At 72.6% G+C, this 14174-nt stretch carries 10 protein-coding genes; 3 read left to right on the top strand and 7 right to left on the bottom strand.

Annotated features, from left to right (window positions below; translation table 11 throughout):
- Positions 1–179 precede the first annotated feature (179 nt).
- Both ACIO9J_RS17575 and ACIO9J_RS17570 read right to left on the bottom strand, forming a co-directional pair.
- On the bottom strand, positions 180–2144 hold the full coding sequence (locus tag ACIO9J_RS17575; protein WP_401999568.1) for a glycogen debranching N-terminal domain-containing protein: 1965 nt from the start codon (positions 2142–2144) through the stop codon (positions 180–182).
- Positions 2141–3568, bottom strand: coding sequence for an MGH1-like glycoside hydrolase domain-containing protein (locus tag ACIO9J_RS17570; protein WP_401999565.1), 1428 nt, complete (start codon positions 3566–3568; stop codon positions 2141–2143). The genes ACIO9J_RS17575 and ACIO9J_RS17570 overlap by 4 nt, the downstream gene beginning before the upstream one ends.
- A gap of 156 nt (positions 3569–3724) precedes the next feature.
- Between ACIO9J_RS17570 and ACIO9J_RS17565 the strand changes: the two genes are divergently transcribed.
- From ACIO9J_RS17565 to ACIO9J_RS17555, 3 genes are all read left to right on the top strand, one after another.
- Positions 3725–4993 (top strand): ROK family protein, encoded by a 1269-nt coding sequence (locus ACIO9J_RS17565; RefSeq protein ID WP_401999562.1) that lies wholly within the window; start codon positions 3725–3727, stop codon positions 4991–4993.
- A 417-nt stretch (positions 4994–5410) separates the two neighbouring features.
- Positions 5411–8146 carry a pyruvate, phosphate dikinase gene (gene ppdK, locus ACIO9J_RS17560; RefSeq protein ID WP_401999559.1) on the top strand — a complete coding sequence of 912 codons (2736 nt, stop codon included), beginning with the start codon at positions 5411–5413 and terminating at the stop codon, positions 8144–8146.
- Positions 8147–8349: 203 nt separating this feature from the next.
- The gene (locus tag ACIO9J_RS17555; RefSeq protein ID WP_401999556.1) at positions 8350–9234 is read left to right on the top strand and encodes a MerR family transcriptional regulator; all 885 of its coding nucleotides are present in this window, start codon (positions 8350–8352) and stop codon (positions 9232–9234) included.
- Positions 9235–9259: 25 nt separating this feature from the next.
- Here ACIO9J_RS17555 and ACIO9J_RS17550 read toward each other — a convergent pair whose 3' ends face one another.
- The 5 genes from ACIO9J_RS17550 to ACIO9J_RS17530 are packed head-to-tail and all read right to left on the bottom strand — an operon-like array spanning position 9260 to position 14072.
- On the bottom strand, positions 9260–10459 hold the full coding sequence (locus ACIO9J_RS17550; RefSeq protein ID WP_401999553.1) for an NAD(P)/FAD-dependent oxidoreductase: 1200 nt from the start codon (positions 10457–10459) through the stop codon (positions 9260–9262).
- A gap of 3 nt (positions 10460–10462) precedes the next feature.
- On the bottom strand, positions 10463–10654 hold the full coding sequence (locus ACIO9J_RS17545) for a ferredoxin (RefSeq protein WP_401999550.1): 192 nt from the start codon (positions 10652–10654) through the stop codon (positions 10463–10465).
- A 40-nt stretch (positions 10655–10694) separates the two neighbouring features.
- Positions 10695–11546, bottom strand: a complete 852-nt coding sequence (locus tag ACIO9J_RS17540) for a fumarylacetoacetate hydrolase family protein (RefSeq protein WP_401999547.1) — start codon at positions 11544–11546, stop codon at positions 10695–10697.
- Positions 11543–12460: a 3,4-dihydroxyphenylacetate 2,3-dioxygenase gene (locus ACIO9J_RS17535; RefSeq protein ID WP_401999544.1), complete on the bottom strand. Its 918-nt coding sequence runs from the start codon at positions 12458–12460 to the stop codon at positions 11543–11545. The genes ACIO9J_RS17540 and ACIO9J_RS17535 overlap by 4 nt, the downstream gene beginning before the upstream one ends.
- Positions 12453–14072 (bottom strand): aldehyde dehydrogenase, encoded by a 1620-nt coding sequence (locus ACIO9J_RS17530; protein ID WP_401999541.1) that lies wholly within the window; start codon positions 14070–14072, stop codon positions 12453–12455. Before ACIO9J_RS17530 ends, ACIO9J_RS17535 begins: the two co-directional genes overlap by 8 nt.
- Positions 14073–14174 lie beyond the last annotated feature (102 nt).

Genomic DNA, 14174 nt, shown 5'->3' with positions numbered 1-14174 from the left:
GATAAAGAGAAGCCTGCCGGGCGGACACACGGCAGCGCAATGCTTGTCATATTGGTAGAGCAGTTCGAGGAATCCGTTAGTAAAAACAAGGAGGCGACGCCTCCCGCAAGGCGCCGCCTACCTCAACTCGTCAGCCCGACCGGGCACTTGACTAACGCAAGCACGAATGCTAAAGGCGTCTACGCCCCACCCACCGCCGTCAACAACGCCAACGGCGCCGCCGCAGACCGCGACTCCAGCTCGCACGAGTGCGGATACGGCACCGGCACCGGATACGCCTCCCTCCCGTACCCCGCGAGGACCTCCGGCAGGCGGCCGCCCGCCGTGGACGCCGCGGAGATCAGGCCGCGGGCCACCGCCCGCGCCTCGTCGTGCAGCCCGTACCGCGCGAGCCCCAACGCGATCAGCGCGTTGTCGTGCGGCCACACCGAGCCCCGGTGGTAGGAGAGGGGGTGGAACGCGGGCTGGCCGGACGCGATCGTGCGGACGCCCCAGCCGGAGAAGAAGTCGGGTTCGAGGAGGCGGCGGCCCACCGTCTCGCCGTACTCCTTGTCGAGCAGCCCGGACCACAGCAGATGTCCCGCGTCCGAGGCGAGCGCGTCGAGCGGGCGGCCCCCGCCGTCCAGGGCGAGCGCGGGGAAACCCCGGTCCGGCATCCAGAAGTCCCGCTGGAAGCGGTCCCGCAGGTCCGCCGCCGTCCGCGTGAGCAGCTCCGCGTAGACCTCGTCGCCCCAGACGCTCCGCGCGAGCCACGCCGTGCGCGTCAGCGCGTCGTACGCGTATCCCTGGGCGCCCGCCGCCATGACGGGCCCGGACGCCCCTTCGCCGTCGGCGGAGCAGATCGCGCCCGGCGAGTCCTTCCAGTTCTGGTTGGCGAGGCCGCCCCGGTCCGCGCGGTAGACGAGATAGCCGCGCGAGGTGAGCCCGCCGTGGTCGAGCATCCAGGCGACGGCGGCCCTGGCGTGCGCCTGGAGGCGGTGGGCCACGGCGCGGTCGCCGGTCTGTTCGGTGTACGCGCCGAGCAGTACGAGGAAGAGCGGCGTCGCGTCGACCGAGCCGTAGTAGCGCCCGAACGGCACCTGCCCGAAGTGCGCGAGCTCGCCGTGGCGCACCTCGTGCACGATCTTGCCGGGCTGGGCGACCGCGCCGTCGGCGTCCTTCGCGGCCTGGGTGGCGGCGAGCGCGGGCAGTGTCGCGGCGGCCAGCCTGGGCAGGTAGGGCAGCGCGAAGAGCGAGGTCAGCAGGGCGTCGCGGCCCAGCAGGGTGAGGAACCACGGCACACCGGCGCCGGGCACCCGCAGCTCCTCGCCGTCCGGGCCCCGCGCGGGGACCTGGAGCACCGCGAGGTCGGCGAGGCCGCGCGCGCAGGCGGCGGCGAGCTCGGGCCAGGTGGCGGGCAGCGCGACGCCGGACGCGTACTCGGCCTGGATCGCGGCGAGTTGGCGTACGGCGCGGGCCGGCGATTCGGGCGTGCGCGGACCCGGCACGCCGTGCGGATGCGCCGCGGCACGCAGTGCCACCTCCACGGAGCCGTGCGCGCCGAGCTCCAGGGCCCATACGAGGCGTCGCGCGCCGGTGCCGGTCTCCTCGATGCCGTCCGGCGCGGGCTCCGCGGTCACCGTCGTACGCGAACACCACTCGCCGCGCCGGTAGGTGAACTCGACGCCCTCGCCGCCCTCCAGCGGCTGCCGGGAGCGGACGGCGCCCGGCTTGGTGTAGGTGCGGTGGTCGGCGCGGAGCTCGAACTGGTCGGTGAAGTCGGCGTCCACGGTCAGCGCGAGCCCCACCCGCGTCGGCACCGGACGGTTGCTCTGCACCCGCAGGGTCTCGGTGAACGCCCCGTCGGCGATGGCCTGTTCACGGAAGAGCGTGTAGGCGGGCGGCTCCTGGCGGCCGCCGCGCGGCACCAGGACGCAGCGCGCCGCGGTGGCCGCGTCGGCCGACGTCTCCACGGGCGTGAGGATCTCGGGCACCGCCCCGTCGACGGTGAGCTGCCAGCGGCTCAGGTGCCGCGCGTCCCGTACGAACAGGCCGTCGGGGCCCGCCGCCGCGCCGCGCACCGCGCCGACCCCGCTGATGTCGCCGCCCGTGCCGACGGCCGCGAAGGTCCGCCCGCGGACGAGGAGCCGATGCCGGTCGCTCATGGCCACACCTCTTCTCCCAGGAGCCCGCCCCGCCGGCTCCTGCCGTCGTCGAGCAGCAGATCGAGGGCGAGCGCCGCGGTCCAGCCGAAGCCGCGCGCGCCGCTGCCCTGTGCGGTGTACGGGTCGACGTACTCGGCGAACCCGGAGGTGACGGCCGCTTCGAGGAGCGCGTCGCGCAGGGCGTCCGCCCTCGGGTGGTCGCCGTACAGCCGAAGGCCCTTCTCCAGGAGCCAGTTGGTGTTGAACCAGGCGGGTCCGCGCCAGTACCGCTGCGGGTCGAAGGCGGGGCCCGTCAGGTCGTAGCTCGGCACGAGCCGCGCCGGGCCGTCGAGCCCGAAGTGCGGGCCGCACGCGGTGCGCATCAGGCCCGCCGCGACGTCGCGGCCGAGTCCGGGCAGCACCAGCGGGATGAGTCCGGTGACGCCGCGTTCGGGCACGAGGGCGCCGTCCCTGCCGGGGGCGCGCAGGTCGCGGCAGAGGAAGAGTTCGCGCCGGGGGTCCCAGAGGCGGTCCACCAGGGTCTTGGTCAGCGCGTCGGCGCGCCCGCGCCGCTCGGCCGCCGACTCCAGCAACTCGGGCTCTTCGTCGGCGAGTTCGGTCTCGATCAGGGCGAGTGCGTACTCCGAGGTGATCAGCAGCGCGTTGAACGCGGGGTCCTCGACCGCGAAGGCTCCCGGCCCCTCGTCGTCCGCGTACCGCCGGTCGCGGTACTCGGCGGCCAGCCGCACGTACCTGCCGTAGTCCAGGTCGGTCGGCCGGCCCTCCGGCGCGCCGTGGTCCAGGTCGGCCCTGCGGAAGGCGGCCGGGTCGGCGGGCTCGACGCGGCTCAACGGGGCGTCCCAGCAGGGGCTGTTGTCCATGCCCTGTTCCCAGGGGTGCACCACGGCGGCGAGTCCGGCGCCGCCCGCGTCCCTGGCGCCGAGCAGATAGCGGTGCCAGGCGGCGAGCCGGGGCCGCAGCCGGGCCAGGAAGGAACGGGCCCCGGACAGGCCGGGGTCGGCGCGGTGCACCAGCCAGACGGCGAGCGCGTGCACCGGCGGCTGCACGATGCCCGAGGTCTGCACGTCGCCGGGGGCGCCCGCGGCGCGGCCCGCGGTCGTGGAGCGCCAGAAGTCGGGGCTCGGGAAGTAGGCGTCCAGGGGCACGGCGTCGTTGAAGACGATGTGCGGGACGCGACCGTCGCCCCACTGGGCGCGCAGCAGCGTCTCCAGCTCCAACTGGGCGCGCAGCGGGGAGAGGTGGCGCAGGCCGATGGCGATGAACGCCGAGTCCCAGGACCACTGGTGGGGGTAGAGCGCCCGGGAGGGCACGGTGGAGGCGCCCGTCCAGTTGTCCCACAGCGCCCTGGCGCCCCGCTCCCGCAGCTCGTGGGCCGGCACGGCGGCACCGTGGGCGTCCTGCCGGTCGGTCGCACTGCGGTCCACGCGATGCCTCCTCGGGAGACTCGACACCCGGTAGGGCTCGACACCCTGCACGTCTCGACGCCCTGTCAGTTAAGTACTCTCCACCATAGAGTTACGTCCAGTTAACACGCAAAACCCCGTGTATAACGTGAAGTTGGGGAGCGCAAGGAGGGGCACATGAGCACGGGAGGGCGCATGGACACCGGAGGCCCTGGGCGGACGCAGGCCCGCCCCGAGACACGGGTGCCCCTGCGGGCCGAGGGCGCGGGCGACCTGCTGCGCCTGGTGCGCAGCGGCCGCGCCACCACGCGCGGCGCCCTGCAACAGGTCACCGGGCTCTCCCGGGCCACCGTCGGCCAGCGCCTCGACCGGCTCTTCCGGGCCGGCTGGCTGCGCGAGGGCGCGGCGGGCCCCGCCGGGTCGCCGCTCGGCGGCAGGCCCGCACTGCGCCTGGAGTTCGACGACGCGCACGCCGTGGTGCTCGCGGCCGCCCTGGAGACCCGGCACGCCCGCGCGGCACTGCTCACCCTCGGCGGCGAGGTGCTCGCCGAGCGCTCGGGCCCGCTCGCCGTCGAGGAAGGACCCGAGGTGGTCCTCGGCGAGCTGGGGGTCCGGTTCGCCGGGCTGCTGCGCGAGAGCGGGCGGCCTGCGGATTCGGTGTGCGGCATCGGGCTCGCGGTGCCGGGGCCGGTCGACACCGAGTCGGGGCGCGTCGTGCAGCCGCCGATCATGCCGGGCTGGGACGGCTACGACATAAGGGGCCGGCTTCGCCACGCCTTCGCCGAACGGACGGGCGCACCCGGGGACCTGCCGGTGCTCGTCGACAACGACGCCAACCTCATGGCGTACGGCGAGCAGCGCACCCACTACCCGGACTGCTCGGCGTTCGCCCTGGTCAAGGTCTCGACGGGGATCGGGGCCGGCGTCGTCGTCGGCGGCGAGGTGTACCGGGGCGTCGACGGGGGCGCGGGCGACATCGGCCACATCCGGGTGCCCGAGGGCGCGGACGCGCTGTGCAGATGCGGCTCGTACGGCTGTCTGGCCGCCGTGGCCAGTGGCCGCGCGGTGGCCCGCAGGCTCACCCTGGCGGGCGTGCCCGCGGCGTCGGGCTCGGACGTGCGCGCGCTCCTGGAGGCGGGGCATCCCACGGCGGTGGGGTTCGCGCGGGAGGCGGGGCGGCAGGTCGGCGAGGTGCTCGCGACCGTGGTGACGCTCCTCAACCCGGGCGTTCTGATGATCGCCGGAGATCTGGCCGGAACTCCCTTCCTGACCGGCGTGCGTGAGCTGCTCTACCAGCGCGCCCTGCCCCGCTCCACGGCCCACCTGGACGTGGTCACCTCGCGCCTGGGCGAGCACGCGGCGCTCGTCGGCGCGGGAACGCTCGTGGTGGAGCACCTCTACGCCCCCGAGCGGGTGGAGGAGCGGCTCGTCGCGCTGGGCGTGTAGCCGCGCGGCGCGGTGTCTCCCCCAGTGGCCCGAGGGGGTCCGGATCCTGACATCCGGCCGCTTCAAACAGCGTGATTCTCGCCACCCCTGATAGCCCTTGCGCTCAGATGAGCGCTTTATCGGCGACTGCACTTCTCCAAGGGGTGGCACTCAGTGCCACTGCTCGATCATTCATGAGGTGAACTCACATCTGAGTTCAAGGTGCTCATTTGAGCAAATGCCCAGGTCTACGGGAGTTGATCGTTCAAGAAGTGAATGAATCTCGCCTTCCAGGGTTACCGCTCCGTCACTTTCGATCTAGTGGCAGACGACTGATTACGTCCTCATGACGCACAAGTGGACGTACCCAGGCGCCTTCGATCTGGGTATGTTCCTCGCCGTCAGGGCAGCCACCGAGCTCTCGAGGAGTCGAGACCCGTGTCGGAAAACAAAGATCCCCACGTAGCTCACACGAGCGAGAGCGTGAAGTTCGTCTACGACTTCACCGAGGGCAACAAGGACCTCAAGGACCTCCTCGGCGGGAAGGGCGCGAACCTCGCCGAGATGACGAATCTCGGGCTGCCCGTCCCCCCGGGCTTCACCATCACCACCGAGGCCTGCAAGACGTACCTCGGCAGCGGCGAGGAGCCCGTCGAGCTGCGTGACGAGGTGAGTGCGCACCTCGACGCCCTGGAGAAGAACATGGGCAAGAAGCTCGGCCAGGCCGACGACCCGCTGCTGGTCTCCGTGCGCTCGGGCGCCAAGTTCTCGATGCCCGGCATGATGGACACCGTCCTGAACATCGGGCTCTCCGACAAGTCCGTGACGGGGCTCGCCAAGCAGTCCGGCGACGACCGCTTCGCGTGGGACTCCTACCGCCGGCTCATCCAGATGTTCGGCAAGACCGTCCTCGGCGTCGACGGCGAACTCTTCGAGGACGCCCTGGAGAAGGCCAAGGACGCCAAGAAGGTCGCGGTCGACACCGACCTGGAGGCCGCCGACCTCAAGAAGCTGGTCACCCGGTTCAAGAAGATCGTCAAGACGGAGGCCGGGCGGGACTTCCCGCAGGACCCGCGCGAGCAGATGGACCTCGCGATCCGCTCGGTCTTCGAGTCGTGGAACACCGACCGCGCCAAGCTCTACCGCCGCCAGGAGCGCATCCCCGGCGACCTCGGCACCGCGGTCAACGTCTGCTCGATGGTCTTCGGCAACCTCGGCCCCGACTCCGGCACGGGCGTCGCGTTCACCCGCGACCCGGCCAGCGGCCACCAGGGCGTGTACGGCGACTACCTCCAGAACGCGCAGGGCGAGGACGTGGTGGCGGGCATCCGCAACACCGTGCCGCTCGCCGATCTGGAGCAGCTCGACAAGAAGTCGTACGACCAGCTCATGCAGATCATGGAGACGCTCGAAACGCACTACAAGGACCTGTGCGACATCGAGTTCACCATCGAGCGCGGCCAGCTGTGGATGCTCCAGACCCGCGTCGGCAAGCGCACCGCAGGTGCCGCCTTCCGCATCGCCACCCAGCTGGTGGACCAGGGCCTGATCGACGAGGCCGAGGCGCTCCAGCGCGTCAACGGCGCCCAGCTCGCGCAGCTGATGTTCCCGCGCTTCGACGAGGGCGCGAAGACCACGCAGCTGGGCCGGGGCATCGCCGCGTCACCCGGTGCCGCGGTCGGCAAGGCGGTCTTCGACTCGTACACCGCGATCAAGTGGTCGCGCTCGGGCGAGAAGGTCATCCTGATCCGCCGCGAGACCAACCCCGACGACCTCGACGGCATGATCGCGGCCGAGGGCATCCTGACCTCGCGCGGCGGCAAGACCTCGCACGCCGCCGTCGTGGCGCGCGGCATGGGCAAGACCTGTGTGTGCGGCGCCGAGGACCTGGAGGTCGACACCAAGCGGCGCAGGATGACGGTGGGCGAGACCGTCATCGAGGAGGGCGACGTCGTCTCCATCGACGGCTCGACCGGCAAGGTCTACCTGGGCGAGGTGCCCGTGGTGCCCTCCCCCGTCGTGGAGTACTTCGAGGGCCGCATGCACGCGGGCGCCGACGACGCCGACGAGCTGGTCGCCGCCGTGCACCGGATCATGGCGTACGCGGACCGGGTGCGCCGCCTGCGCGTCCGTGCCAACGCCGACAACGCCGAGGACGCGCTGCGCGCCCGCCGCTTCGGCGCCCAGGGCATCGGCCTGTGCCGCACCGAGCACATGTTCCTCGGTGAGCGCCGCGAGATGGTCGAGCGGCTGATCCTCGCCGACGCGGACGGCGAGCGCGAGGACGCGCTCAAGGAGCTCCTGCCGCTCCAGAAGCGGGACTTCGTGGAGCTCTTCGAGGCGATGGACGGCCTGCCGGTCACCGTCCGCCTCCTGGACCCGCCGCTGCACGAGTTCCTGCCGGACATCACCGAGCTCTCCGTCCGCGTCGCGCTCGCCGAGTCCCGCAAGGACGCCAACGAGAACGACCTGCGCCTGCTCCAGGCCGTGCACCGGCTGCACGAGCAGAACCCGATGCTGGGTCTGCGCGGCGTACGCCTCGGCCTGGTCATCCCCGGTCTGTTCACCATGCAGGTCCGTGCGATCGCCGAGGCCGCGGCCGAGCGCAAGAACGCCAAGGGCGACCCGCGTGCGGAGATCATGATTCCGCTCGTCGGCACCGTCCAGGAGCTGGAGATCGTCCGCGAGGAGGCCGAGCAGGTCATCGCGGAGGTCGTCGAGGCGACCGGCGTCGACCTGAAGCTGGCGCTCGGCACCATGATCGAGCTGCCGCGCGCCGCGCTGACGGCCGACCAGATCGCGGAGGCCGCCGAGTTCTTCTCGTTCGGCACCAACGACCTGACGCAGACCGTCTGGGGCTTCTCCCGCGACGACGTGGAGGCCTCGTTCTTCACCGCGTACCTGGAGAAGGGCATCTTCGGGGTCTCCCCCTTCGAGACCATCGACAAGGACGGCGTCGGCAAGCTGGTCCGCGACGCGGTCAAGGCGGGCCGCGAGACCCGCCCCGACCTCAAGCTCGGCGTCTGCGGCGAGCACGGCGGCGACCCGGAGTCCGTGCACTTCTTCCACGAGGTGGGCCTGGACTACGTCTCCTGCTCGCCGTTCCGCATCCCGGTGGCCCGCCTGGAGGCCGGCCGCGCCGCCTCCCACTCGACGGGCAGCGACCACCGGTAACCGACTCCGGGACCGCCGCCGTGTCCCCGACCCTCAGTACCGATGCGGCGGCGGTTCCGGTTCGCGATGAAGGGGCGGCATCCTGTGCGGGGGTGCCGCCCCTTCGCCATGGGCGCGGGGCCGCGCGTACGGGTTGCACCTTCCGTAGCGGCATGTGGTCCGGTGGACCTACGCCCCGGTCCCGTGAGGAAAGGCCTCCGCTCATGCACTCGTCCTTCGTGCCGCCCCGTCAGGTCAAGATCGGTGACGCGGCGGCCTTCGCGGGCACCACGCCGCGGGCGATCCGCCACTACCACGAGATCGGGCTGCTCCCCGAGCCCGCGCGGGGCGGCGACGGCCGCCGCCGTTACGGGTACGAGGACATGATCCGCCTGCTGTGGATCCGCAGGACGGCCGACGCGGGGATCGCCCTGGACGACATCCGGGACGCCTTCGGCACCGGCACGGATGCGGCCGGTGCGGACGGTGGTGACGGCATCGCGGGCACCCTGGAGCGGCTGGAGGAGACCCTCGCCGCGCAGGAGGCGGAGCTGCGGCGGCAGCGGGCCGCCGTGCGGCGGATGCGCACCGAGGGCAGCCGGACGGGCCTGCTCTCCGACTTCGTCACGGACCGCCTCAAGGACCTGCCCGAGGGCTCCCTGCGCCAGGCCGACCTGGACGCTCTGCTGGTCACCGAGCGGATCTTCGGCCCGCTCGGCGCGGCCGTCCAGACCACCCGCTTCATCGTCCTGGCCACGCATCCCACGCTGCGGGCGGACTCCGACCGCGTCGACGCCGCCGAGGAGGCGCTCGACGACAGTGTCGCCGTCGATGATCCGCGGGTGGCTCAGGTGGCCGTCGAACGGCACGCCTTCGAGAGCGCCTTGCGGGCCTTCATCGAGGAGTCCGGCCTGGAGAAGGACGACGACGCCCTCTTCGACTCCTGGGACGCCTTGCACCCCGAAGCGGAAGAGGACGGCGAGGGCGACGAAGACGACGGTGCGGCCCGCTCCATGAGCGCGTTCGAAGCCGTCGGCAAGATGCCCTACGACTTCTCCCCGGCCCGCCTGCGCTGTATGGAACTGGCCGAGGAACTCTCCGCCTCATGAGGAGCCGCCCGCCTGGCGTGCCGGGTCAGATCACTCGCTCCGGCAGCGCCATGAGTTCCGTGCGGTGGCGGGCCGCTGCCGCCGCCGCGGCCGGGCCGCCGAGCGCCGCGACGCCGATGAGGCGCTCGCCCTGGTAGTAGCCGTAGAGCAGGTCTCCGTCGGACGCATCCGGTTCCCCTGACAGGAGTTGGACGCGGTCGGCGAGTCCGGGCTGGCCGAAGGACTGCAGGCGCAGGGCGAACTGGTCGCTCCAGAAGGACGGGAGCGGCGCGCAGGGGGCCGGGTCGCGCGGGGCCCCGGTGAGGCCCGCGACCAAGGTGCGGGCCGCGTGGCGTGCGGTGTCGCCGGGGACCGACCAGTGCTCGACGCGGCGCGGGAGCGGGCCGTAGCGCGGGTTCGGGAAGCGGGCGACGTCGCCGACCGCCACCGCGTGCGGGAGGCCGCCGACGCGCAGGTGGGCGTCGCAGAGGATGCCGTCGGTGAGGTCGAGTCCGGCGGTCGCGGCGAGCCATTCGGTGTTGGGCAGGGAGCCGACCGCCTCCACCAGGACGTCGGCGGCGAGTGCGGTGCCGTCGTCGAGGACCGCTCCGTGCGGGTCGAGTCCGGTGACGAGGCGGCCCATCAGGAACCGCACGCCGTGTGCCTCGTGGCGGCGCCGCAGCGCCCGTCCGAGGTCCTCGCCGACCGCGAGGAGCATCGGCTCGGCCTCCGGCGCGACGACGGTGACCGCGCAGCCCGCCGTGCGCGCGGTCGCGGCCACCTCGCAGCCGATGAAGCCGGAGCCGATCACCAGTACCCGGGCGCCCGCCACCAGCTCGGCGGCCAGCGCCGCCGAGTCCTCCAGTGTGCGGACGACGTGCCGGGGCGGGCCCCCGGGCAGCGGGAGCCTGCGTGGCCGCACCCCCGTCGCGGCCACCAGACCCTCGTACACATGGACAGAACCGTCGGCCAGCGTGAGTGTTCGCGCGGTGAGATCGGCTGTCGCGACGGCCGTGCCCAGTCGCCACTCGACGTCCTCGACGCTCGGGCGGCGACGCAGTCGGGTGCCGGAAGCGGGCGCCTCGCCCGCGAGCACCTCTTTCGACAACGGGGGCCTGTTGTACGGCAGATGGGGCTCGTCCCCGAAGAGCGTGATGGTGCCGCGCCAGCCCGCGGCGCGCAGTTGTTCGGCGGCGCGCAGGCCACCGAGGGAGGCCCCGACGACGGCGATGCCCGCCCCCGCCATGCCTCAGCCCTCGACCCGGATGGCCTGCAACGGGCAGACGTCGGCGGCGTCCTCCGCGTCGTCGCGCAGCGCGTCGTCGGGCGACGCGACGTACGCGAGCCGGCCGTCATCGTCGAGCCGGAAGACGTCCGGCGCGGCGAAGACGCACTGCCCGTGGTTCTGGCAGACATCCATGTCGACGGTGACCTTGACCATCTGAACTCCCTTCAGACGTACGGGACATGGGGAGGCGGAGCTAGCGGCGCGGAGCGCGGACGCCTCTGAGTTCCCAGTCGCCGCCGAGGGCCGTGGAGCGGACCTCCTCGGACTCGGTGGGCTGGGCGCCGACGTCGGTGCGGATGGCCGTCGGCCCGGTGACGATGTGGTTGGCGAGGCGGCCCAGGCCCTCGGCCTCGACCTCGACGGTGTCGCCGGGGCGGACCGGGCGGGAGCCCGCGGGCGTGCCCGAGAGCAGGACGTCGCCGGGCTCCAGGGTGATGGTGCGGGCGATGTCGGCGACGAGGTAGTGCATGTCCCACTCCATCTCGTCGGTCGAACCGTCCTGCACGAGCTCGCCGTTGACGTACGTGCGCAGGTACTTGCCGTGGAAGTCCCAGCCGGTGACCAGGCCGGGGCCCAGCGGACAGAGCGTGTCGGAGCCCTTGACGCGGAGCATCGACCCCGCGTCGGTGTCACGGAAGTCGTGCAGGCCGTAGTCGTTGGCGACGGTGAAGCCCGCGATGTACGCGCCCGCCTCCGCGGGCGCCACGTTGCGGCAGGTGCGGCCGATGACGATGCCGATCTCGCCCTCGTAGTTGAGGTACTTGCAGCCCTCGGGTCGTACGACGGCTCCGCCGTGGCTGTTCAGGGCCGAGACCGGCTTGTGGAAGTAGGTGGGCGCGGGCGGCAGCGTGACGCCGAACTCGGCGACCCTGCTGCGGTGGTTGAGGTGGACGGCGATCACCTTGGAGGGCCGCACGGGCGGCAGGTGGTGCGCCTCGGACGCCTTGATCCGGCGGCCGTCGGGGGCGGCGAGCTCGTCGCCCTCGCGCACGACGCGGACCGCGGCCCCGTCGAGCAGGATGCGGCGGTACTCGGTGGTGGTCATGCGGCGTCCTCGCTCCGGTCGGGGTCCGGCCGCGTCCAGCCGTCGGCGGGGCGGTCGAACCACAGGTGCATCTGGCCGGTGCCGATCGAGTTCTCGTAGGCGCTGTAGGGGCGTCCCCGCGCGGTGCAGCGGTCCTCGCCGATGGCGCCGATCATCATCAGGTAGTGGCCGAAGCGCGCCTCGGGCCGGTGGGTGAGGAACTCCGGCATGGTGTCGAGGACTTGGGCGTGGTCGCCGCGCTCGAACCAGTCGATGCGGCGCTCGTCGGCGGCGCGCGCCTCGCGGGTGCGGATGTGCGCGGGGTCGCTCGACTCGTGGGCGCGCAGCTCGCGCAGCGGCCAGAACGTGTGGGAGAGGGCCCCCGACGCGATGAGCAGGACGCGGCGGCCCGGCAGGGCCGCGACGCCGTCGGCGAGCGCGCGGCCGAGCCGCAGATGGTCCTCGACGTCGCCGGTCTGACAGACCCCGATCGAGATCCACTTCTTCTCGGGGAGGCCTTCACCCAGGTACTTCCACAGATTGATGGTGGCGTAGTACACGGGCAGGAAGGGATCCTCGATCGGGGTGATCCAGGTGCCGTGCCGGTCCGCGAACGACGCGATGCTGTGCGCCAGTTCGGGATCGCCCGGGTAGTCGTACGGCATCCGGCACATGCCGCGCGGCAGCTCCTCGGAGGTGAAGAGACCGGCGCGGCGCCGGTGCGAGGTGACCACGAACTCGACGGTGGTGGCCCAGTGCGAGTCGAGGACGACCACGGTGTCGTAGTCGAGTTCCTCGAAGACTTCCTCGCGCAGCCTGCGCAGGCCGGGGACCAGGCTGATCTCGCGGCCCTCGTTGAGTTCCTTGCGGGTCGTCTCGGGCAGCACGATGGTGGGCACGTGGGCGAGGAGGCCCGCCCCGACGATCTCACCCACGGCGGGCCTCCCATCCTTCCCCAAGCTCTCGGCTTCGCTCGACCAGGGGAGGCCCCACTCGTGCGGTCACGGTGTTCTTCACATCGCAGTAGAAGTCGAACGACCAGTCCCCGCCCTCACGCCCCACGCCGGACTGGCGCGAGCCGCCGAAGGGGGCCGAAAGGTCGCGTACGAAGAAGCAGTTGACCCAGACCGTGCCCGCGACGAGCCGCGCGGTGATCCGCTCGGCGCGGTCGCGGTCGCCGGTGGCGAGGGTGGCGGCGAGCCCGAAGCGGGTGCCGTTGGCCAGGCGCACGGCCTCGTCCTCGTCGCCCGCGGGGAAGGTCTGGAGGGTCAGGACGGGCCCGAAGACCTCCTCCTGGACGATCTCGGAGTCCTGGGCGACGCCGGTGAGCAGGGTGGGCAGGTAGTAGGTGCCGCCGAGCGTCTCGTTGGGGCCGCCGCCGAAGACGGTCTCGGCGCCGGCGGCCACGGCCCGGCGCACGAATCCGTCGACGCGCTCGACGTGCCGGGGGTGGATGTTCGGCCCGATGCCGGTGGCCTCGTCGCGCGGGTCGCCCTGGGACAGCTTCGCCACCCGGTCCGTGAAGTGACCGAGGAAGGCGTCGCGCACGGGCTCCTCGACGAGGATGCGGGTGGCCGCGAGGCAGACCTGGCCCGCGTTGTCGTACTGCTCGACGGCGAGGTCGGCGGCGAGCTCCAGGTCGGCGTCGGCGAAGACGAGCAGCGGTGACTTGCCGCCGAGTTCGAAGCTGCACGGCACCAGGTTCGCCGCGGCGGCCGCGGCGATGTGGCGCGCGGTGGGCACGGATCCGGTGAAGCTGACGCGGCGTACGCCGGGGTCGGCGACGAGGGGGGCACCGACCTCGGGACCGTACCCCTGCACGACGTTGAAGACGCCGGGCGGCAGCCCCGCCTCGTGCGTGATGTCCGCGAAGAGCGAGGCGGTCAGCGGGGTCCATTCGGCGGGCTTGAGGATCACCGTGGAGCCCGCGGCGAGCGCCGGGGCGATCTTCCAACTGGCCAGCATCAGCGGGGCGTTCCACGGCGTGATGAGGACGGCGGGGCCCGCCGGGTCCCAGCTCACGTGGTTGGTGTGCCCGCGCGTGTCGAAGTCGTCGTGGCCGAGGGCGAGGAGGCGGTCGGCGAAGTAGCGCAGGTTGTGGGCGACGCGGGGCATGACGCCGCGGCGGTGCGAGCGGAGCAGGGCGCCGTTGTCGGCGGTCTCGACGCGGGCGAGTTCCTCGGTGCGGGCCTCGACGCCGTCGGCGACGGCGTGCAGCAGCCTGGCGCGCTCGGCGGGAGGCGTCGCCGCCCAGCCGGGGAACGCGGTACGGGCGGCGGCCACGGCGGAGTGTGCCTCGCCGGGGCCGCCACGAGCGATGTCGGCGAGCGGCGTGCCGTCGATGGGCGAGTGGTCGGTGAAGGTGGTGGTGGAGGCGACGCGGCGGCCGCCGATCCAGTGCCGGGTGTCGACGGGGACACCGGCGACGGTGGCCGTGTACGGGGTCCGGTCCGGGAGCGCGCGGTCCGCGCGGGCGTCGTCCGCGCCGGTCCCGTCAGAAGGGGACGTAGCCGGGAGCGCCGTGTCCGGGAGCTCGGGGGGAGCCATCGCGACCTCCAGTTCGTTTGAACCCAAACAACATTAGGAGCGACCGAGGGCCGGGTCAACCCCTCGTGAGCGACGGCCTGTTGGGATACCGTTTGAACTCAA

The organism is Streptomyces sp. NPDC087300, from assembly GCF_044744425.1.
In the GTDB taxonomy this organism is placed as follows: Bacteria; Actinomycetota; Actinomycetes; order Streptomycetales; family Streptomycetaceae; genus Streptomyces.
Note: the sequence above shows the minus strand (reverse complement) of the source record. Positions and strands in the feature narration are given on the sequence as shown.

Bases quoted from the DNA above. Each gene is read 5' to 3' on its own strand.
- ACIO9J_RS17575 (WP_401999568.1), bottom strand. From the start codon at position 2,144: ATGAGCGACCGGCATCGGCTCCTCGTCCGCGGGCGGACCTTCGCGGCC.
- ACIO9J_RS17565 (WP_401999562.1), top strand. From the start codon at position 3,725: ATGAGCACGGGAGGGCGCATGGACACCGGAGGCCCTGGGCGGACGCAG.
- ACIO9J_RS17555 (WP_401999556.1), top strand. From the start codon at position 8,350: ATGCACTCGTCCTTCGTGCCGCCCCGTCAGGTCAAGATCGGTGACGCG.
- ACIO9J_RS17550 (WP_401999553.1), bottom strand. From the start codon at position 10,459: ATGGCGGGGGCGGGCATCGCCGTCGTCGGGGCCTCCCTCGGTGGCCTG.
- ACIO9J_RS17545 (WP_401999550.1), bottom strand. From the start codon at position 10,654: ATGGTCAAGGTCACCGTCGACATGGATGTCTGCCAGAACCACGGGCAG.
- ACIO9J_RS17540 (WP_401999547.1), bottom strand. From the start codon at position 11,546: ATGACCACCACCGAGTACCGCCGCATCCTGCTCGACGGGGCCGCGGTC.
- ACIO9J_RS17530 (WP_401999541.1), bottom strand. From the start codon at position 14,072: ATGGCTCCCCCCGAGCTCCCGGACACGGCGCTCCCGGCTACGTCCCCT.